The following is a 19275-nucleotide window of genomic DNA, read 5'->3' on the forward strand; positions in this document are numbered from 1 at the left end:
ATATAGATTTTACTATTTATATCAACTTAAATACTTTTAAAAAAACGCTTAAAAAAATAGAAAAACCTATTTTATTGAAGCGTATGCTTTTATTAATCAATGTCATTTTTTTAGTTTGTTATTTTTAGACAAAAAAATAAGCAGCCATCGCTGGCTGCTTGATTCTTTTTTAAACTCTTTCGACGCCTCGTGTAAAGACGGCGATACATCCTAATCCAGTATGACTGGCAATTGTTGTCCCTAGTGGAAATATCTGAACTTCTTTCACCGAGATTTTTTCTTCGATCATTTCTTTCAAGGTTAAAGCATCTTCCATCGCATCACTATTCGTAATAAAAATAGATTGTTCAGTCGAATTTTCAGTTGTTGAAATAATTTTGTCAGCTAAAAATTGTAACGCTTTTTTTCTACCACGAATTTTTTCTAAAGTACGTAATTTTCCTTCAGTATCAACATCGATGATTGGTTTCACGTGTAACAATCCACCAATTGCAGCACTGGTTTTTGAAATTCTACCGCCTCTTTGCAAGTGATTTAAATCATCCACCGTTACCCAATGTTGATAACGCAATCGGTTTTCTTTTAGCCAACTTAACAAATCTGATAGAGTCATTCCTGCTTGTTTTTTTTGGGCAGCTTCATAAACCATTAAACCTTGTCCACCGCTAGCTGCTAAAGTATCAAATACATGAATTTCCGCCTCGGGGAAATCTTCTTTAACAATTTCCACAGCTTGCAGCGCACTCTGATAAGAGCCGCTCATTCCAGAAGTAAAACATAAATACAAAATTGGCATCTTCATTTCTGCATATTTCTTGAAAAATTCCACATAACGGCCAACGTTTACTTGTGAGGTTGTCGGCATTGCGCCGTTTCTGATTTCTTCGTAAAAATCCTGAATCTTAAATGTCTTACCTAGATCATCGGCAAATTCTTCACCATTTATGCTGACATACATTGAAATAAAATCAACGTGATGTTCATTCAATATCTCATAAGGAATATCACAACATGAATCAGTTAATAATTGATACATTTTTTCCCCTCCCACTTTTTAACTATCTCTATTTTACTCGATAATTAACAGGATTGGAAAATATTACGCTAAAAAACTTTATTTCATTTATTAAGTTCAATTATTTTAACTTTATTTTTAATTGATGGTAAATATTTTGCTAAAATATCTTGGGTATCTATTTTTAAATAATTTGTTGTTGTACCATCACTACAGCCATAAAAAGTTTGGTGAGTCACTTCTTCATCTATAATAATTTGCACATTCTTAGCAGAGTCCAATAAGCCACTGAAAATTGTTGCGGCACCTATTTTAGTCCCCAATATTTCCTCCATCAAATCAATACTAGCAAACGACACCCGTGCCACACCCAAAGCCTGACTAAATTCTTTAGCTTTAAAGGGTTTTTCACCAGTAGTCACTAATAAGTAAAATGACGTTTTCTGACGATTCGTTAAAAATAGTGTCTTCACCATCTCCATCGATAATTTTTGATTAATTACCTGACAATCTGACATCGTAATCGCTTCATCAGTTTCCACTCGTTCAAAAGGAATCGCTAATTTTTTCAAATTTTGATAAGTTTCTCTCTGTAGTTCCGTCAAAAATTTTTGTGGGGCTTCCTTTGTTATCTCGCTTACATAAAACATTTCTTCACTCTTTTCTTGTTACTAAGATAAAAACACGTTAACATAATTATTAAGATTACAAAAACGAATTTTTAGCATCTTTAACATGACGATTTCAGATGAAAGTAGGAAATGATATGGATATGAACATTCAAAAGTATATTGCCTTTGTTAAAACCGTTCAATTAGGTAGTTTTACCAAAGCAGCTCAGTTACTTAACTATTCTCAATCGGGAATTAGTCGCATGATTCATGATTTGGAAAAAGATTGGGGCGTGACTTTGCTAGAGAGAAACCGTGCTGGTTTAAGACTGACTTCTGACGGATTAAAAATTTTTCCCTTAGCTGAAGAACTCAGTGAAAAATATCAGCATCTCCAAAATCGCTTAGAAGAATTAACTGATCTGCAAACCGGCACGATTCGAATTGGCAACTTTTCTAGTGTGGCTACTCACTGGTTACCAGAATGGATCGCCGATTTTAATCAAAAATATCCTGCTATCGAATTTGAATTGTTGCTAGGTGATTATCAGGAGATTGAACAGTGGATTATTGAAGGACGTGTTGACTTTGGTTTCTTGCGTCTACCTACCTTACCGGCATTAACAAGTGTCCCTTTAAAAACTGAGTCTTTTTTAGCTGTCTTACCCAATGACCATCCTTTAACTTTAAAGAAAAATATTAGTAAAAATGATTTAGTCAACTATCCCTTCATTTTACAAGAACGAAAAGGCAATTCTGATATTATCGAACTTTTCCAACAAGAACATATTAACGCTAAAATCCAATATCGAACTTGGGATGACTATTCAATTTTAGCTATGGTAGAAAATAATCTAGGAATCAGTATTTTACCTGAATTAATCTTAAATAAATTGAATTATCAAGTCACTCTTCGATCACTAGACTTCTTTGCACAACGCCAAATTGGTTTAGTCTACAAAAATCAAGACGCGCTTTCTTTAGCCAGTAAAGTGTTTATTGCCAACATCAAAAAAGAGTTGTCATAACGACAACTCTTTCATCATTCAAATTAAACTTGTGCCCAAACACTTTCTAAGATGTTGGTTTGTTTACGATCTGGCCCAACTGAAAACGTTGAAATACGAACACCAACTAATTCTGAAACACGACGAACATAGTTACGGGCATTTTCTGGTAATTCTGCCAAAGTCCGGCATTCAGTAATATCTTCAGACCAGCCTGGTAATTCTTCATAAACTGGTTTGCAGCGATTTAATTCCTTCAAGCTTGCTGGATAATGATAAATTAATTCACCATCTAATTCGTAAGCTGTACAAATCTTCACTGTATCAAGTCCACTTAACACATCAATTGAGTTTAAAGATAGATTTGTGATCCCAGAAACACGTTTAGAATGACGCATCACAACTGAATCAAACCAGCCGACACGACGAGGACGACCAGTTGTTGTACCGTATTCTTTACCAACTTCGCGAATCGCATGACCGACTTCATCATGTAATTCAGTGGGGAAAGGTCCGTCACCGACACGAGAAGTATAAGCTTTACATACACCTACGACTTTATTAATCTTCGCTGGTCCAACACCGCTACCAATAGTCACACCACCGGCAACTGGATTAGAAGAGGTAACAAATGGGTATGTTCCTTGGTCGATATCTAACATGACTCCTTGGGCACCTTCAAATAAAACTCGTTTACCTTCGTCTAACGCATCATTTAAAATAACTGACGTATCAGTCACATATTGTTTGATTTCTTGACCATATTGATAATATTCTTCAAAAATATCTTCAAAATCCATTTCAGTGTCGTCAAACATTTTTACAAATTGACGGTTTTTATCTTCTAAGTTCATTTTCAAGCGATCTTCAAAGATTTCTTTATCTAATAAATCGGCAACCCGAATTCCTACTCGAGCGGCTTTGTCCATATATGCAGGACCAATCCCTTTGATTGTTGTACCGATTTTGTTATCACCTTTTGCATCTTCTTGCAATTGATCTAATTTAATATGATAAGGCAAAATCACATGGGCCCGATCTGAAATTCTTAGATTATCTGTTGCAACGCCTTTTTCATGCAAATAAGCCAATTCTTCTACTAGAGATTTCGGATTGACCACCACACCGTTACCAATCACGCTGATTTTTTCAGGATAGAAAATCCCTGATGGAATTAAGTGCAATTTATAAGTGACGTTATCAAATTTAATGGTATGGCCGGCATTGTCTCCCCCTTGGTAGCGAGCAATCACTTCCGCATTTTCACTTAAAAAGTCCGTGATTTTTCCTTTACCTTCGTCGCCCCATTGAGTTCCTACAACTACTACAGATGACATCTGAACACCTCGTTTAAGATTTTTTTGGCTCCATCGACATTGTATCAATTATGACAGGGGGATTCAATCAATATTCGAATATTTATACAAATAATTTTTGAAAACAAGGTAAAAACCGAACATTTTTTTTATGATTCATAATTTTCACTATAATTTGCTGAAAGTGATTAAATAGTTATATTTTCATTCGCAAATCTTTGCTTCAAGAACGTTAAATTTTTGGCAAATGCTTGTTTCACAATTGGTTTATAAAATACTATTGGTAAGTGTAGTTTGTGATTTTCTAAGATAGTTAATTTCTCCGTTACGTTTGTATTTTCTGCATTTTTTTCTAAGTCAAAAGTCAAAGTATAACGTAACATGTCACCATAAATTTGAAAAATAACTTTCTGTGATTCCTTGCTGACGGTTACTGTTTCCGTTTGATTGATCGCCTGCTCCATACGGATAATTTGATAATTATCTTCATTAATTTTAATGACTTGAATTGAGGGATTCCATTCTGGTAAATTGGTCACATCCATTAGATAATCAGTGACTGCCATTACTTCTGCTTGAATAGTTATTTGATTGATAAATAGTGGTTTCATAAAAAAACCGCCTCCTTTGTTTTGATAAACATAGGATAGCGGATCAGCTAGTAATAAAAAAATAAGCATACTTATATTTCTTTAAATACAGCCTCTTTATACAATTCTGCAAAGATGTCACTGCGTTTCTTTGCTTCTGTCACTTGATTCAACTGGATCGTTTCTTCTGCAATCAATGCCATTAAATAATATAAATTGGCAATCATAAAAGTAGAAGAATGATCAGTGATATATAAAATACCCTGATTAATTGTCGCAGCGGCTGCTAAGTATTCAGTCATCTCAAATTCTGCTAATGCCTTTAAATAAAACAAGATATTTAGATTCTCTTCATAAGGGGTTTGGGTCAAATTTTTTATGCTGGCTGCTAAAAAATCATGACTAAGTTTTTTCTGCGTCTGCTTAGCATACACTACTCCCAAACTAACTTGAATTAAACGGGCTAAGGTAGTCGTTTCAGTAGAATTTTCCGCTAACGCCAATTTAAAAGCCTGTAAACATTCCGACAAATCAGCTGCTAAATGAAAATAACTACATGCCAAATAATAATAATAAGCGCTATATTCTTCAGCTGTTTCAATCGCTTCTAATACTTCGGAACTCAGTAAAAAATCCTGTAACTCTTGATACTGGTGTTGATTGCATAGTTTTTCAGCTATTTGACTAAAATTTTTATTTTGACTAATCATAAAATGATCTTGTAAAACCAACAGATCGGCTTGAATACCTAATCGTTGGCATAGTTGAATCAGTAACTTGCTATTAGGTAAATATTGGCCGTTTTCTATCGCTGACAACATCGGCTGCGAGCATAAACCATTAGCCAAATTTTTCTGAGAGAGCTTTTGTTCTTTGCGGATTTGTTTTATTGTTGCTCCAAAGGTTTTTTTTTTATCCATCGCAAACTCCTTTTAAATAAAAAAGCCGACTTCAATTGAAATCGACTTAAAATTCTTGTCTTGGTGTTAAAGAAGAAAACTTATTGTATTCTTTGATAAAGAGTAATTCAACCGTTCCTCGGGCGCCACTTCGGTTTTTTTCGATAATGACTTCGATGACGTTACGATTAGCTGCTGAGTCTTCACTCTCTTCGCCTTCACGTTCATAATAATCTTCACGGTATAAGAAAGCCACGATATCTGCATCTTGCTCAATCGAACCAGATTCACGAATATCACTTAACACCGGACGTTTGTCTTGTCGTTGTTCCACACCACGAGAAAGCTGTGATAAAGCAATCACAGGTACTTTTAATTCTTTGGCAATTTTCTTTAGCTGACGAGAAATTTCAGAAACTTCTTGTTGGCGGTTTTCTCGACCAGTTCCTTCGATTAATTGTAAATAATCAATCAAAATCAGACCAAGATTACCTTTTTCTTTAGCTAATTTATGACACTTTGCGCGAATCTCAGAAATTTTAATCCCCGGTGTATCATCAATAAAGATATTAGCTCGCGATAAGCTTCCCATTGCTACAATCAAACTTTGCCATTCTTCTTCTGATAATTGACCGGTTCTTAAATGGCTGGCATCAATCGAACCTTCTGCACAAAGCATCCGATTCACTAAAGATTCCGCCCCCATTTCCAAACTGAAAATAGCAACTGATTGATCGGTTTTGGTTCCGACATTTTGGGCAATATTTAAAGCAAAAGCGGTTTTCCCAACAGCTGGACGAGCAGCTAAAATAATCAATTCTTCTGGTTGTAAACCAGCGGTCATTTTATCTAGTGCCACATAACCAGTCGGCAAACCAGTGATATCTTCATTATTACGAGACAGTTGGTCGATATTTTCAATCGCACTAGTTAACACATCAGAAATCGCCAAAAAGCCACTTTTGTTACGGCGTTCCGAGACTTCCATGATGCTACGCTCTGCGGTATCTAAAATCGTTTGAACATCGTCACTTTGCTCAAAACCTTCTGTCACAATATTGGTCGCTGTTTGAATCAAGTTTCGCAACAGGGATTTTTCTTCGACAATTTTGGCATAATAAGCTACGTTGGCAGCAGTCGGCACATTAATCGCCAGTTCTGATAAATAACTGACACCGCCTGCATCTTCTAATAAATTATCTTGCTCCAGCAGTTCTTTCACTGTAATGACATCAATCGCTTCATTACGATCACTTAATGCAATCATCGTCTGAAAAATCACTTGATGACTCCGACGATAAAAATCAGCTGGTGTTATGTACTCCATCGCGGTAATTAGCGCATCAGCATCTAAAAAAATCGAACCCAAAGTCGCTTGTTCGGCTTCCACACTTTGCGGCGGGATGCGATCTTGTAGTAATTCACTCATTTTTTTAGCTCCTTTACATCCCCTAATTCTACAAAATATAGTTCATAAATACAATGGGAACAAAATAAGATATAAAGGAGCTTAATTTATTTTTGCCATTTCTTTTGAAAATAAGCAAAAATAAACGCTGAACCAACGACCACGCCGTAATACAAAACCGTAAAATAAAACGGTTCGCCATCAGCAAAATAAAAATAATATAAAACAATCGAAGCCATTGCAAAGAAACAAGACAGATACATCTGACTTAACGTTCGATCAAATAAAACCAAAGTATAGGCTGATAGAATAAATAAGATACAACATAAAATAAGTACTACTGAATCCATTTCTATTCCCTCCAAACTACCAAAACTAAGTTAAAACACTTTTTAAACTACGCTGACTGGCAAATGCCGAAATCAAAATAATTAAAGCCATTAAAAGGAGAATTAAGCCGGCAAAAGGAAGAATGGTTAACTGAGTAATTTGTTGGAACCAGCCACTTTGCAAAATGCCACTAAATAGATTGGTTTTCTCAACTAATATGCCCCCAACGATAAACAGAGCCACCATTCCAAACATCACAATTCGACCATTTTCCGAACCAAAGCGAATAATCAACGGCATCGCTAATGCGCCATAGAAACAACCGAATAAAGTAGCACCAAAAGCTAAATATAAAAGATTCGTTAGATTAAAAATGATTGAAGTTTCTAAAAAACTCAAAATAAACACCACAATAATGCTAATTACACTAGCAAAAACAGCCAAGGCAACCATAATCAATTGTTTTTCCCAGATATACGTACTCCGCTTGATTGGAAGTGTAAATAAATAATCATAGCCATTATTTTGTTGCTCATAAGCAATTAAAGTAGTTGCTAAGGACATAAAAAAGAAAACCATAAAGAAAAAGACAAAGATATTACTTCCACCGCCACTAATTACCCCATTTAAACCAGCAATCAAAATAAATCCAATTAACAACTTCCACTGACTAGCCAATATTAATAAATCTTTCACCCATAAGCCTTTCATATTTTCTCCCCCTCCATCATCAGTAATAAAATCTCATCGATTGTTGGTTTTTCCACGACCATTTGCGGAAAATTCTCCAAGAAATAATTTCGTTGACTGGTTAACACATCAAAACCATAGCCTTGTTGTTTTTGATATAACAATAATTCTGGTGCTAACTGAGGATACTCTTCCGTCGTAACTTTTAAAATACCATAACGATCCAACAAAATATCCGTCTCTTCATGTAATAAGACTTTTCCATTTTTCAAATAATAAATATCATCGCAAACTTGTTGTAGATCACTAGAGATATGAGAACTAATCAAAATCGCACTCTCAGGGTATTGGTCTAAATAATCCTGCAACAAGGCTAAAATCTCATTTCGCGCACTAACGTCCAACCCACTGGTAGGCTCATCTAAAATTAATAGCTGGGCGCCATGAGACAAAGCGCTAATCGTTTTTAATTTAGCCTTCATGCCACTAGAAAAATCTTTATATTTCTGTTTAAAAGGCAAACCAAAATTGTCACACAATTTTGTAAAATACGTTGCATCAAAAGTTGGATAGAAATTTTTCAAAATCATTCGGATATCTTTAACTGTGTATAGTTCATTGAAAAATGATTCTGCTAAAACGGTGCCGATATTCATGCTTGCAGATTCTTTTGTTTTTTCCTGTCCGTCAATCAAAATCTTACCGCTACTAATCTCAGTCAAACCTAAGATTGCTTTAAAAGCAGTAGTTTTTCCGGCACCATTTTCGCCTACAATTCCAGTAATCTGACCATTGGCTACTTCTAATGAGCAATTTAATTCAAATTGCGGATATTTCACTACAACATTTTCCATCTTTAACATAATTATCCCTCCAATATCAGCTGAATCATTTCAGTAATTTCTTGATTGGTAATTCCTGCCTGTTGCGCTTTTTTGATTATTATTTCTAGTTCTTCCTGTGTTTTAAAAAGAAGATCTTCTTTTTTCGTGTCCGCATTTACTGCTAAAACAAAACTACCTTTGCCATGAACCGTTTGGGTAAAACCTTCTTCTTCCAATAAATCATAGGCCTTTTTAACTGTTAAAGCGCTGATTTTTAAATCCTTTGCCAATTGTCGCACCGAAGGCAAGGCCATTCCTTCAGCTAATTGACCTGCTAAAATTTCCGCTTTAATCTTATTAGTAATTTGTTCATAAATTGGCACCATTGAATTATGTTGAATAATTATTTGCACAAATCTTAGCCTCCTTTTCATAAACAGTGTATAACAGTGGTTAACACTTTGCAAGATTTTTCAAAAAAAAAACAACCAACAAATTTGTTGGTTGTACATTTTTATATTTTTACCGCTTTGGTGGACGGCTTGAGAAGCTTGAAACCACACCGAAACGTTTTTTCAAGAAGAAGCGCAATCCTAATGATGCCGCTGCTAAAATAATTAAAGCAATTGGATTTAACATTGGATTTAAGCTTGTTGGTAAGTAAACTGTCGCGTTAAAAATGATATACCATAAGACAAATGCGACTACGATGATTAAAATCGATTTCCAAGTTTTCGGTTTCTTCGATTTATCAGCACCGGGTTCGTCATATTGATAGAAAAATAGATACATCATGTAGAAAATCACGCCACCTAAAGCAGCTGCTAAAATAATCGCCGTCAATCCATAAGTACTAACTGATTGTCCAGCTGGCATGAAGAAACTCATGATCCCAGATAAAGCCGCAAGTAATGCAAAGAACATCAAGAAATTATCTAACCACATCAAAAATGGTTGGGTAGATTTTGCCTTTACTACGGGTTTGTTCACAATTGCTTCCATCCGTTCCGTTACCGTACCGTAAAGCTGACGGGCAGTTACCCCACGTTTTTGTTCTTCCACTAAGGCTCTTAACATTTCGTTTAATTCCGTAGTGGTTTGTTCTTGAGAAAAGTTGGCCGCAGCCAGGGCTTTTTTTAAGTCAAAAATATATTGTTCATTTCTTTTAGTTAATTGGCTTTCTAATTCGACATTTTCTTGTGTCAGTTGAGCCAATAATTCTTCTTCCATCCTTTTACCCCTTTTCCTTAGACATTGAAACGGAATAACATAACATCGCCATCTTGCACGACATAATCTTTTCCTTCTAATCTTACACGACCAGCTTCTTTGGCGGCATGCATACTGCCATAATGATTCAAATCTTCAAATGAAACAGTCTCTGCTCGAATGAAGCCTCGTTCAAAGTCTGTATGGATAATTCCAGCTGCTTGAGGTGCTTTGATCCCTTTTCTAAATGTCCAAGCTCGTACTTCTTGAACACCTGCAGTGAAGTAAGTTGCTAAACCTAATAAATCATAAGCTGAACGAATTAATTGATCCAAACCAGATTCTTCAATTCCCATAGCTTCTAAAAATTCTACCTTGTCTTCATCATCTAATTCAGCAATTTCTTCTTCTGCTTGTGCAGAAACAACGATCACTTCTGAATTTTCAGTCGTTGCAAAGTTACGAACTTCTTGGACATATTTATTATCATCTGGATCAGCGACTGTGTCTTCTGCCACATTTGCCACGTATAAAACTGGTTTTGCTGTTAATAAGAAAAAGCCTTTTAAGATCTTTTCTTCATCATCTGAAAATTCGATGGTGCGAGCAGATTTGCCTGCTTCTAATACCGGAATTAATTTGTCTAAAACTGCTAATTCAGCAACAGCCGTTTTTTCTTTTGTTTTCGCAATTTTCGCCACTCGGGCATGACGTTTAGTCACTGATTCTAAATCAGCCAACACCAATTCCAAATTAATAACTTCAATGTCATCAATCGGATCAACGCGACCTTCGACATGGGTAATATTTTCATCGTCAAAACAACGGACCACATGACAAATCGCATCTACTTGGCGAATATGACTTAAAAATTGGTTCCCTAGTCCTTCACCTTTACTAGCACCTTTTACAATTCCGGCAATATCAGTAAATTCAAAAGTTGTTGGCACTGTTTTTTTCGGTTGAACCAGTTCTGTTAAACGATCCAAACGCCAGTCTGGAACTTCCACCATTCCTACATTCGGGTCAATCGTCGCAAATGGATAGTTGGCAGCTTCTGCTCCAGCTTTAGTAATTGCATTAAATAAAGTTGATTTACCTACATTTGGTAAACCTACGATTCCGGCTGTTAAGGCCATGATTTACTTCACTCTTTCTTCATTTCAAGGATAGCTTTGTTAAACAAAACTTCAAAATTCATCATTCTATTAAAACATAGGAATCAGCTATTTCGCTGAAATTACGCTTCTTTCTTCTCTAAAATCTTTTTCATTTTTTTCTCAAAGTCCCGCCGTGTCATCATTACGATATGACCACAGTTGGTACATTTGATTTTAATGTCGGCACCCATACGAATAATTTCCCAGCGATTCGCTTTACAAGCATGGGGCTTTTTCATTTCAACAATATCGCCTAAATCGTACATCTGTTTCCTCCATTATCTATTCTTCATCAAAATGAATATTTAAAATATCTAAAATACGGGTTAAATCAGTTGGTGACAAGTACTCGATTTCGATTTTTCCTTTGCCATCATTTTCTACGATTTCAACACCGGTACCGAATTTATCCATCAAACGATCTTCGCTTTCTCTTAGATAATACGGTTTTTCTTTCGTTAAGCGCGGTGCTTTTTTCTTTTCTTTGGTTTTGCCTTCGTTATATTCGTTCACAATTTGTTCCAATTGACGAACGGTTAAGTTCTCTTTAACGGCACGATTGGCTAATTTTAAAATTTGATCTTTTTTCTTTAAACCTAATAAAGTTCTGGCTTGACCCATTGATAAACGTTCATCTTGGACCATTTCTTTGACTAATTTCGGTAAAGTCAACAAGCGCAAATAATTAGCAATGTAAGGACGACTTTTTCCTAAACGAGCGGCTACATCGGCTTGGGTTAATTTCAAGTTTTTCATTAGCATTTCGTAAGCTTCGGCTTCTTCCAACGGATTTAAATCTTCCCGCTGTAAATTTTCCAATACCGCAATTTGCATCATAGATTCTTCATCAAAGTCGCGAATAATTGCTGGAATAGTTTTCTTGCCCGCTAATTTAGAGGCGCGGAAACGTCGTTCGCCCGCAATTAATTCATAGCCTTTAACTTGCGATTTTCGCACAATAATTGGTTGAAATACACCAGATTGTTCAATTGAATTGGCTAATTCTTGCAAACTGCCCTCATCAAATGATTTTCGTGGTTGATAAGGGTTGGGACGGAGCTCACTTAAGGGAATTTCTTCTACTTGTTCGTTTTTCATATCAACTTCCTCAATACCTTGTAAATCTTGAAATATTGCGTCGATTCCTCGACCTAATCCTTTATTCTTGCTCACGGGCTAACACTTCCTTTGCTAGAGCTTCATACATTTCTGCACCTTTTGAACGGGGATCATAATCAATAATCGGCTGCCCATGACTAGGCGCCTCTGACAAACGGACATTCCGTGGAATAATCGTATCATAGACTTTTTCAGCAAAATAGCGCCGGACTTCTTCCACTACTTCCGCTCCTAAATTGGTTCGTGCATCATACATTGTCAATAGCACACCTTCAATCTCTAAATCAGGATTGAAATGCTTTTGAACCAAGCGAACAGTATTTAACAACTGACTCAATCCTTCCAAAGCATAATACTCACTTTGAACTGGAATCAAAATCGCATTACTGGCGGTAAAAGCATTAATCGTTAAATGACCTAATGATGGTGGACAATCAATTAAAATGTAATCATAATTATCTTGCACATCAGCCAACGCTGTTTTCAAGCGAGACTCGCGAGCCATCATGGAAGTCAATTCGATTTCAGCCCCTGCTAATTGCAATGTTGCCGGAACAATCGATAAATTTTCCCGAGCAGTTGGCAAAATTGTTTCTTCGATTGGAACTTCATTTACTAAGACATCATAAATATCTATTTTGACATCAGGTTTTCTAATACCTAAACCACTGGTTGCATTTCCTTGTGCATCGCTGTCGATAATCAAGACGCGTTTGCCCAGTGCCGATAAACAAGCACCTAAGTTAACGGTAGTGGTTGTTTTCCCTACGCCACCTTTTTGATTTGCAACAGATATAATCCGTGCCATTTGCTTTCCTCCTAATTCATTTTAAAGTAATAAATCTTTTTCAAAAATTTAGTCTGATTTTCATTACGGATACCATTCTTCTATAAAGTGCTTAAGAAGAACTGGCACCTATTTCATACTAAGGTGATAAAATTTTATTTTACTAGTGGCTGCTTGTTGGGCAAACCTGGTTTTCGTGGATATTTTTTGGGTGTTGTCTTTTTCTTTTGAATCGTGATGATATGACGTGTATCGTCATTTGGTAGTGAAACATCATCAGCTGAAATAAGTTTTCCGCCTAATAAAGCAATGGCCGGTTTGGCTTCTGCTAATTCTTCATCACTTTTTGCTGCTTTTAAAGCAAAAAAGTACCCATCTAATTTTACTAACGGTAAGCATAACTCAGTTAAAATATTTAATCGCGCCACTGCTCTAGCTGTCACATAGTCAAACTGCTGACGAAACTGCGGATTTTGACCAAATGTTTCTGCTCGATCATGGTATAAAGCGACTTTTTCCAACTTTAATTCTTCAACTAAAGTAGTTAAAAAAGTAATGCGTTTATTTAAAGAATCAACAATCGTAATGTTTAATTCTGGAAAAACAATTTTTAGTGGGAGGCTAGGAAAACCTGCACCAGATCCAACATCACATAAACTGCCTGTAGGTTCAAATTGCGCCGACAAGCTTAACGTAATTGAATCGAAAAAATGTTTTAAATAAACTTCTTTTTTATCAGTAATCGCCGTTAGATTCATCTTCTGATTCCACTCGACTAAAAGTTGATAATAACGCTCAAATTGGTCCAATTGTTGTTGATTTAAGACGATTTCTAACTTGGCCAATTCTCTCTGGAATTCTTCTGGTATCATACAAAACTCCTTCTAATTTGTGAAACAGAAAATGTTTCACAGACTATCTTCTACTTTAACGCAAAAAGCCTTTTCTTGCAATGCTTTCTACCCGTTTCACAAAAGTTTAGTAAAAGAATTCTTATGAAGAATAATTATCTAAAGTATGTAAATAAAACATTAGTCCTAAGCGTTTATTTTGGTAAAATTAAAGAAAATAGAAAAAAGTGAGGAACTATCATGACAGAAAGATTATCTGGACACACTTTATTAATTAGTTTAATCGCTACACCGATTCGCCACAGCATGTCACCAACGATGCACAATGAAGCTTTTTCTAAATTAGGATTAGATTATGCCTATCTAGCTTTTGAAGTTGGCAATCAAGAATTAGCAGATGCCGTTCAGGGTATTCGTGCAATGGGAATTCGTGGTTCGAACGTATCAATGCCTAACAAACAAGAAATTATCCAATATTTGGATGAAATTTCACCAGAAGCTGAATTAATCGGTGCAGTAAATACTGTAACAAATCTTGAGGGCAAAGGTCATTTAGTTGGTTATAATACTGATGGTATCGGTGCAATGGCAGCTTTAAAAGATGAAGGCGTTGAGGTAAAAGACGCAGTTATTACATTGACTGGTGCTGGCGGCGCAGGTACAGCAGTTGCGGTACAAGCGGCTTTTGACGGAGCTAAAGAAATCCGCATTTTTAATATTGCCGATCAAGCCTTTGAAAATGCAAAATTAACTGCCCAAAAAATTACTGAAAAAACCAATGCGAAAGCAACTGTTACCGACTTAGCCGATCAAGCAGCTTTCAAACAATCGATTGCTGAAAGTTCTATCTACATTGATGCAACAGGCGCTGGTATGAAACCTTTAGAAGATGTTTCATTAATCAATGATCCTGAAGTGATTCGTCCTGATTTAGTTATTTTTGATGTAGTATATGCGCCAAGAGAAACCAAATTATTGCGTTTTGCGAAAGAACACGGCGCTAAAAAAGCCATCAATGGTTTAGGGATGATGCTTTATCAAGGTGCAGCAGCCTTTAAATTGTTTACTGGTGAAGAAATGCCCGTAGCTTATATTAAAGATTTATTGTTTAGCGAAGAATAAAATTATTCATTCAATGATATAGAGCAAAATAGTGGTACATCTTTAGCCGGATGCGCCACTATTTTTTTCTGCTTTTCTTTAATTAAGAAAAGCAGAAAAATTAAAAAATAAGCCAATCAAAGAGTAAAAGCTATTCAAGATTTCGCCAGTTTATAATAGTTTAGTTATTTGAATGCTAGTATTGATGATTCTTCATTCGAAAAAATAATTAATACACCTATCTCTATTTGACTTTAAACATAACACTTAAATCAGTAGTTTTTCATCATTAACCCTCATTTTCGTAGTACTTTTAACTTACTTTTATTCCTTAAACACATGAATAAAATAGTGAAAAACAACAATATGATGATAGCTAACAAAATATATTTCAAGTAATTTTTCTCTGGTTCGGGATCATTAATCGCTGCTTGATTTATTTTTTCTGCGTTATTTTTTGATACCTTAAAATCTTTGGTCCATCGCCAACTTTCCTTTTCCCATTTTTTATCTGTAGTTTTAGCCGTCAAATATAAGGTATATTCTCCAGCTACTAATTGTTGATTGGCTAAATAAAATGGGATATTGAAATTAGAATTGGGGGCCATTGTACGATCAATTAATTGTGTGTTAAATAAAGTATCAGTTTTTCCTTTACGGGTAATCCTGCCTTCAAAATCCAATTCTGACACAATCGCCGCTTGATCAGCCTGGACTTGAGCATGAATCACCTTTCGATAATTATCTAAGGCTGGCTCCACTGTCAGTAGATTCAAATTGGGCGCCGCTATTTCTTGATTAACTGTCAGTTTGACGGCTAAAGCATAAGCAAAACAATTATCCATTTGAGTGTTATTTTCTTTTTCTAGCTGATTCGTTGCTTGCTCTTTTTTTTCAAAATACCAAGAGCCTAAAATCACTCCATTTTGAGCAGTAGCAGGGATTTTTATTTTCATTGAGACTACTTTTTCTTCATTTCCCTTTAATATAACGAGCGGACCATCTTCAATTTCGGCAACCGAAGCAAATGGTAGCTTTAAACTTTTATCTCTTTTTTTTTCACTTAAAGGAGCAGTATAACTGATCTCTCCGTGACTATTAGTAAAAGTTGTATATGGTTCACTTTTGATTATTGTTTCGTTTTGACTGTAGTTTTTTAAATAGGTTTGAATAACAAATTCTTGCCCTGGATAAACAACTAAATCAAAAAAAGAGCTTTCTGAATTAGCTTCTTCAATCGGAGGTTTAATTTTTGAAATACTATAGCCTGCGCCTGTATCAGCTGCTTTTGTAAAATTTGGTGCCACTAGCGTTAAAAGCCCTAATATTAAAGACAAAAATAATCTCAATAATTTCACTATTTATTTCCCCCTCTTGGATTAACTACTGGCATCTGCTGTAAAGAGCCATCTGATGACAGATGTAAAACTACCTGTTTGAGCAGTATTTTCAGAAAAATCAACTTTTCCTTCACTTTGCTTGGCTTCCACCAACAAAGTAGGAAATTGAAAAAATAGAGAATAGCTATAGCTACAAAAAAATGCACACCCTTCAATTCAAAAAAACACTGCCTTGTTTTAAAATATTACTTAGAAAACCCTTTTTAAATAAGCTACGCAAGCTTTCTTTTTCTCCTGTTAAAACAAAAAATCCTTCCAAGGCTAGCCCTTGAAAGGATCATTATTAAAATAATTTTTAATTAGTTAAATCTATTCGCGCTTTTAAAATAAAGTCAACGCTTCGTACATTCCAGCTAAATCAACAACATTTCCATTGTCTAACAAATTAATATACGGATAAAAAGTTGCTTTAAATTGATTGCCTAGCTGACTTTTTTCAGTAGCATCTGTTGTTGCTTGTACAAGGCTTAAATACTTTTCAAAGTTTGTTTTTAAATATTCTGACACGATTGTTTGGGTTGCTTCTTTGAAAAAATTTTCTTCTTCATTTGGATAGTCCCGTAACAATGCATCGTAATCAAACTGATCGGCTTGAAGTGTTTGATACAACTCAAAAAATCGTTCTGGTTCAGTAGTTTGCTTTAAATCAGTTTGACTCATTTTAATCGACTGTTGTAATTTTTTAATTAATTCTAGTGCATCTTGTTGTTCTTGATTACTGATTTCATCGTAAGATTGTGACATTGAAAACACCCTCTATCTTGATTGATTCTACTCATGATACAACTAATTGACAAAATGAACCAATTTTTATTCTCCCATTAATAACAAATTACATTTACGGGTCCGTTCGCGATTTTGATCCCAATCGATAAAGTATAAATAACCGACGGAGCCAATTTGTGGCACCCCATCTTTAATAATAATTGTCTCACTTGCGCCAAATAAACTTCCTTTAATATGGGCATCGGCATTTAAAATTGTCACTGGATCAGCTTCATAGCTAGGATCTTCAGCAGCCAATTCTACTAAAAATTCCACATGTTTTGGTCCTGGATAAAGATAATCTGACTCTGTTAACTGGCGAGGAATGATTTTATCTAGGATGCGATTTTGATCAACATGTAAGAATTCATCCCCTTTCCAATCCACATCATGAACATATTCTTCAAAGACTACTGAACAAGTCGTATGAGGAGTCGTTATTGTACATAAACCATCTTTGATGCCAGCTTTTTCAATTACTTCTTTAATTTGATCTGTCATATTTAAATAAGTCACTTTTGCGGCAGCTGTTTCTAATAGTAATTGCTCGTGTTGGATTTTCATATGTCTAACCTCTTTCCTGATAAGCTTGATTTAGGGCAACAATCATCTCTTCTAACATTTGAATAGGCGAATCAGCATTGGTAATACCACTAGTACACCCCGTACCATCTGCGCCCAATTTCATAGTCCGATAAACATCTTCAGGTGTACTGATTCCAGCAGCTTGCATCACTAAAATGTTTTCGTCCACTTCTTTAATTACTTGATTAGTAGCCGTAATATAACTTTCATCACTGGTTTGACCAGTCCCAATTAATTCAGTTGGTTCACATAAAATTGCTGTAGGTTTTAAATTGGCTATCGCGCGAGCCTCCGCCAAACTATCGGCACAGACAATTGTTTCAATTCCTAATTCTTGTGCTCTCTGCATACTTTTCGTTAATTCCGTCAAAGTCAATGGACGTTCGGCATGATTTAAAAAGACAGCTCTAGCACCGGCATAATAAACTGATTCCGGCAGTACATGACCAATTCCTCGTCCTGGCGTAATCCCATCAATATGTTGTGCCGTCACAATAAGATTTTCTGTCTGATTAGCAATATTAGAAATATCAGCAAATGGAACAGTTACCATCACTGTTATCTCTGGATATTTAGCCGCCATCTCATCAGCTTTTTGCGCCAGTTTTAATAATTCTTCACCGTATAGATAAGATTTTGGATTAAACACGAAAAAAGGTTTTTTTATTTTAGTCATCAGTATTCTTCCTTTCTTAATTTATGCTCGCTGTTTCAAAAACTCGATAATATTTTCGCAAAACATCTGCCATTGCTTGATTGGCTAAATTTTTTATTTGAATATAATCTTGCGGATCTCCTGATTCAATCGTTTGATATGCCGCTTGTAGGAAATCGGTAAAAATATTGATTTTTGAAATGCCTCCAATGGCACATTTATTTAAATTATCTTCACCCGAAGAAGATCCACCATGTAATACTAATGGCACTTTCGTCATTTCTCTAATTTCTTTCAATCGTTGGAAATTCAATACTGGCGTACCTTTATAAGCACCGTGAGCGGTTCCAATTGAAATGGCCAAAGAATCAACTTGGGTTTCTTCAACAAAATGCACTACATCAGCTACTTCCGTATAAATAGAATCGGTCACTTCATGATTTTCATAATTTGTGCCTGCCCCGACATGTCCTAATTCAGCTTCTACTGTTACATTTCTGGGATGCGCATAAGCTACGACTTTTTTTGTAATAGCGATATTATCAGCTAAACTTTCTTTGGAAGCGTCAATCATGACTGACGTAAAACCTAAATCAATCGCTTGTTTGATAAATTCAAAATCTTCACCATGATCTAAATGAAGGGCAACCGGTACGTTGGCTTTTTCTGCCAAATATTTTCCGATTAAAGCGGCTTCTTCTAATGAAATATATTCTTTATGGGCTTGAGCAAATGGTAAAATCAGCGGTTTATTTTGTTCTTGTGCTACTGCCACGAATGTCCTAGCAGAATCCAAATCAATAAAATTTGTTGCCGGAATCCCATAATTTCCTTTACGTGCCTGTTCAAACATTTCTTTTGTATTTACTAACATATTCTCCAGCTCCTTTTTAACATTTGTAAAATCGCTTTACTTTTGATAAAATGATAACGTGGAAGAATTTAAAAGTCAA

General features: G+C 35.5%; 23 protein-coding genes. 2 read left to right on the forward strand and 21 right to left on the reverse strand.

Annotated elements, in window-relative coordinates:
* Positions 1 to 169: 169 nt before the first annotated feature.
* Together KUA55_RS15865 and KUA55_RS15870 are read right to left on the reverse strand one after the other, a co-directional pair.
* Positions 170 to 1036 (reverse strand): DegV family protein, encoded by an 867-nt coding sequence (locus tag KUA55_RS15865; RefSeq protein WP_218327375.1) that lies wholly within the window; start codon positions 1034 to 1036, stop codon positions 170 to 172.
* Positions 1037 to 1119: 83 nt separating this feature from the next.
* Positions 1120 to 1665 (reverse strand): prolyl-tRNA synthetase associated domain-containing protein, encoded by a 546-nt coding sequence (locus KUA55_RS15870; protein ID WP_218327376.1) that lies wholly within the window; start codon positions 1663 to 1665, stop codon positions 1120 to 1122.
* Positions 1666 to 1763: 98 nt separating this feature from the next.
* On the opposite strand from KUA55_RS15870, the gene KUA55_RS15875 reads away from it, so the two are divergent.
* Positions 1764 to 2654, forward strand: coding sequence for a LysR family transcriptional regulator (locus KUA55_RS15875; protein WP_246601567.1), 891 nt, complete (start codon positions 1764 to 1766; stop codon positions 2652 to 2654).
* 23 nt (positions 2655 to 2677) lie between these two features.
* Here the strand turns inward: KUA55_RS15875 and KUA55_RS15880 are convergent, their stop codons facing one another.
* The 14 genes from KUA55_RS15880 to rsmG all read right to left on the reverse strand — a co-directional run bounded on the left by KUA55_RS15880 (position 2678) and on the right by rsmG (position 13837).
* Entirely contained in the window at positions 2678 to 3970 is a 1293-nt protein-coding gene (locus KUA55_RS15880) for an adenylosuccinate synthase (RefSeq protein ID WP_218327377.1), read from the reverse strand.
* A 167-nt stretch (positions 3971 to 4137) separates the two neighbouring features.
* Positions 4138 to 4560: an SRPBCC family protein gene (locus KUA55_RS15885; protein ID WP_218327378.1), complete on the reverse strand. Its 423-nt coding sequence runs from the start codon at positions 4558 to 4560 to the stop codon at positions 4138 to 4140.
* Between the two features lie 71 nt (positions 4561 to 4631).
* Positions 4632 to 5459, reverse strand: a complete 828-nt coding sequence (locus tag KUA55_RS15890; RefSeq protein WP_218327379.1) for a helix-turn-helix domain-containing protein — start codon at positions 5457 to 5459, stop codon at positions 4632 to 4634.
* Between the two features lie 46 nt (positions 5460 to 5505).
* Positions 5506 to 6867 (reverse strand): replicative DNA helicase, encoded by a 1362-nt coding sequence (gene dnaB, locus KUA55_RS15895; protein WP_218327380.1) that lies wholly within the window; start codon positions 6865 to 6867, stop codon positions 5506 to 5508.
* Between the two features lie 86 nt (positions 6868 to 6953).
* Complete coding sequence (locus KUA55_RS15900; protein WP_218327381.1) at positions 6954 to 7196, reverse strand: hypothetical protein; 243 nt, start codon at positions 7194 to 7196, stop codon at positions 6954 to 6956.
* A gap of 25 nt (positions 7197 to 7221) precedes the next feature.
* The gene (locus tag KUA55_RS15905; protein ID WP_218327382.1) at positions 7222 to 7887 is read right to left on the reverse strand and encodes an ABC-2 transporter permease; all 666 of its coding nucleotides are present in this window, start codon (positions 7885 to 7887) and stop codon (positions 7222 to 7224) included.
* Positions 7884 to 8729 (reverse strand): ATP-binding cassette domain-containing protein, encoded by an 846-nt coding sequence (locus KUA55_RS15910; protein WP_218327383.1) that lies wholly within the window; start codon positions 8727 to 8729, stop codon positions 7884 to 7886. The genes KUA55_RS15905 and KUA55_RS15910 overlap by 4 nt, the downstream gene beginning before the upstream one ends.
* 2 nt (positions 8730 to 8731) lie before the next feature.
* Positions 8732 to 9103, reverse strand: coding sequence for a GntR family transcriptional regulator (locus KUA55_RS15915; RefSeq protein WP_218327384.1), 372 nt, complete (start codon positions 9101 to 9103; stop codon positions 8732 to 8734).
* A gap of 109 nt (positions 9104 to 9212) precedes the next feature.
* Complete coding sequence (locus KUA55_RS15920; RefSeq protein ID WP_218327385.1) at positions 9213 to 9920, reverse strand: DUF1129 domain-containing protein; 708 nt, start codon at positions 9918 to 9920, stop codon at positions 9213 to 9215.
* A gap of 17 nt (positions 9921 to 9937) precedes the next feature.
* Positions 9938 to 11038 (reverse strand): redox-regulated ATPase YchF, encoded by a 1101-nt coding sequence (ychF, locus tag KUA55_RS15925; protein ID WP_218327386.1) that lies wholly within the window; start codon positions 11036 to 11038, stop codon positions 9938 to 9940.
* A 101-nt stretch (positions 11039 to 11139) separates the two neighbouring features.
* Positions 11140 to 11325, reverse strand: coding sequence for a DUF951 domain-containing protein (locus KUA55_RS15930; protein WP_218327387.1), 186 nt, complete (start codon positions 11323 to 11325; stop codon positions 11140 to 11142).
* A 16-nt stretch (positions 11326 to 11341) separates the two neighbouring features.
* Positions 11342 to 12232 carry a ParB/RepB/Spo0J family partition protein gene (locus KUA55_RS15935; RefSeq protein WP_218327388.1) on the reverse strand — a complete coding sequence of 297 codons (891 nt, stop codon included), beginning with the start codon at positions 12230 to 12232 and terminating at the stop codon, positions 11342 to 11344.
* Entirely contained in the window at positions 12219 to 12986 is a 768-nt protein-coding gene (locus KUA55_RS15940) for a ParA family protein (RefSeq protein ID WP_218327389.1), read from the reverse strand. Before KUA55_RS15940 ends, KUA55_RS15935 begins: the two co-directional genes overlap by 14 nt.
* 134 nt (positions 12987 to 13120) lie before the next feature.
* On the reverse strand, positions 13121 to 13837 hold the full coding sequence (gene rsmG, locus KUA55_RS15945; protein ID WP_218327390.1) for a 16S rRNA (guanine(527)-N(7))-methyltransferase RsmG: 717 nt from the start codon (positions 13835 to 13837) through the stop codon (positions 13121 to 13123).
* Between the two features lie 219 nt (positions 13838 to 14056).
* Between rsmG and KUA55_RS15950 the strand changes: the two genes are divergently transcribed.
* Complete coding sequence (locus KUA55_RS15950; RefSeq protein ID WP_218327391.1) at positions 14057 to 14938, forward strand: shikimate dehydrogenase; 882 nt, start codon at positions 14057 to 14059, stop codon at positions 14936 to 14938.
* 275 nt (positions 14939 to 15213) lie between these two features.
* Here the strand turns inward: KUA55_RS15950 and KUA55_RS15955 are convergent, their stop codons facing one another.
* The 5 genes from KUA55_RS15955 to KUA55_RS15975 form a co-directional block, all read right to left on the reverse strand.
* The gene (locus tag KUA55_RS15955; RefSeq protein WP_218327392.1) at positions 15214 to 16275 is read right to left on the reverse strand and encodes a WxLIP family cell surface protein; all 1062 of its coding nucleotides are present in this window, start codon (positions 16273 to 16275) and stop codon (positions 15214 to 15216) included.
* A 363-nt stretch (positions 16276 to 16638) separates the two neighbouring features.
* Positions 16639 to 17061, reverse strand: a complete 423-nt coding sequence (locus tag KUA55_RS15960) for a hypothetical protein (protein WP_218327393.1) — start codon at positions 17059 to 17061, stop codon at positions 16639 to 16641.
* A 66-nt stretch (positions 17062 to 17127) separates the two neighbouring features.
* A complete protein-coding gene (locus KUA55_RS15965) occupies positions 17128 to 17646 on the reverse strand; it encodes a YjbQ family protein (RefSeq protein ID WP_218327394.1) in 519 nt (172 codons plus the stop codon).
* Positions 17647 to 17650: 4 nt separating this feature from the next.
* Positions 17651 to 18343: a triose-phosphate isomerase gene (locus tag KUA55_RS15970; protein WP_425514626.1), complete on the reverse strand. Its 693-nt coding sequence runs from the start codon at positions 18341 to 18343 to the stop codon at positions 17651 to 17653.
* Between the two features lie 16 nt (positions 18344 to 18359).
* On the reverse strand, positions 18360 to 19196 hold the full coding sequence (locus KUA55_RS15975) for a class II fructose-bisphosphate aldolase (protein WP_218327395.1): 837 nt from the start codon (positions 19194 to 19196) through the stop codon (positions 18360 to 18362).
* Positions 19197 to 19275 lie beyond the last annotated feature (79 nt).

This window comes from Enterococcus alishanensis, assembly GCF_019218635.1.
GTDB classification, from domain to species: domain Bacteria; phylum Bacillota; class Bacilli; order Lactobacillales; family Enterococcaceae; genus Enterococcus_A; species Enterococcus_A alishanensis.

Coding starts and splice junctions, on each gene's coding strand:
- KUA55_RS15865 (WP_218327375.1), bottom strand. CDS start 1,036: ATGTATCAATTATTAACTGATTCATGTTGTGATATTCCTTATGAGATA.
- KUA55_RS15870 (WP_218327376.1), bottom strand. CDS start 1,665: ATGTTTTATGTAAGCGAGATAACAAAGGAAGCCCCACAAAAATTTTTG.
- KUA55_RS15875 (WP_246601567.1), top strand. CDS start 1,764: ATGAAAGTAGGAAATGATATGGATATGAACATTCAAAAGTATATTGCC.
- KUA55_RS15880 (WP_218327377.1), bottom strand. CDS start 3,970: ATGTCATCTGTAGTAGTTGTAGGAACTCAATGGGGCGACGAAGGTAAA.
- KUA55_RS15885 (WP_218327378.1), bottom strand. CDS start 4,560: ATGAAACCACTATTTATCAATCAAATAACTATTCAAGCAGAAGTAATG.
- KUA55_RS15890 (WP_218327379.1), bottom strand. CDS start 5,459: ATGGATAAAAAAAAAACCTTTGGAGCAACAATAAAACAAATCCGCAAA.
- dnaB (WP_218327380.1), bottom strand. CDS start 6,867: ATGAGTGAATTACTACAAGATCGCATCCCGCCGCAAAGTGTGGAAGCC.
- KUA55_RS15900 (WP_218327381.1), bottom strand. CDS start 7,196: ATGGATTCAGTAGTACTTATTTTATGTTGTATCTTATTTATTCTATCA.
- KUA55_RS15905 (WP_218327382.1), bottom strand. CDS start 7,887: ATGAAAGGCTTATGGGTGAAAGATTTATTAATATTGGCTAGTCAGTGG.
- KUA55_RS15910 (WP_218327383.1), bottom strand. CDS start 8,729: ATGTTAAAGATGGAAAATGTTGTAGTGAAATATCCGCAATTTGAATTA.
- KUA55_RS15920 (WP_218327385.1), bottom strand. CDS start 9,920: ATGGAAGAAGAATTATTGGCTCAACTGACACAAGAAAATGTCGAATTA.
- ychF (WP_218327386.1), bottom strand. CDS start 11,038: ATGGCCTTAACAGCCGGAATCGTAGGTTTACCAAATGTAGGTAAATCA.
- KUA55_RS15930 (WP_218327387.1), bottom strand. CDS start 11,325: ATGTACGATTTAGGCGATATTGTTGAAATGAAAAAGCCCCATGCTTGT.
- KUA55_RS15940 (WP_218327389.1), bottom strand. CDS start 12,986: ATGGCACGGATTATATCTGTTGCAAATCAAAAAGGTGGCGTAGGGAAA.
- rsmG (WP_218327390.1), bottom strand. CDS start 13,837: ATGATACCAGAAGAATTCCAGAGAGAATTGGCCAAGTTAGAAATCGTC.
- KUA55_RS15950 (WP_218327391.1), top strand. CDS start 14,057: ATGACAGAAAGATTATCTGGACACACTTTATTAATTAGTTTAATCGCT.
- KUA55_RS15960 (WP_218327393.1), bottom strand. CDS start 17,061: ATGTCACAATCTTACGATGAAATCAGTAATCAAGAACAACAAGATGCA.
- KUA55_RS15965 (WP_218327394.1), bottom strand. CDS start 17,646: ATGAAAATCCAACACGAGCAATTACTATTAGAAACAGCTGCCGCAAAA.
- KUA55_RS15970 (WP_425514626.1), bottom strand. CDS start 18,343: ATGACTAAAATAAAAAAACCTTTTTTCGTGTTTAATCCAAAATCTTAT.
- KUA55_RS15975 (WP_218327395.1), bottom strand. CDS start 19,196: ATGTTAGTAAATACAAAAGAAATGTTTGAACAGGCACGTAAAGGAAAT.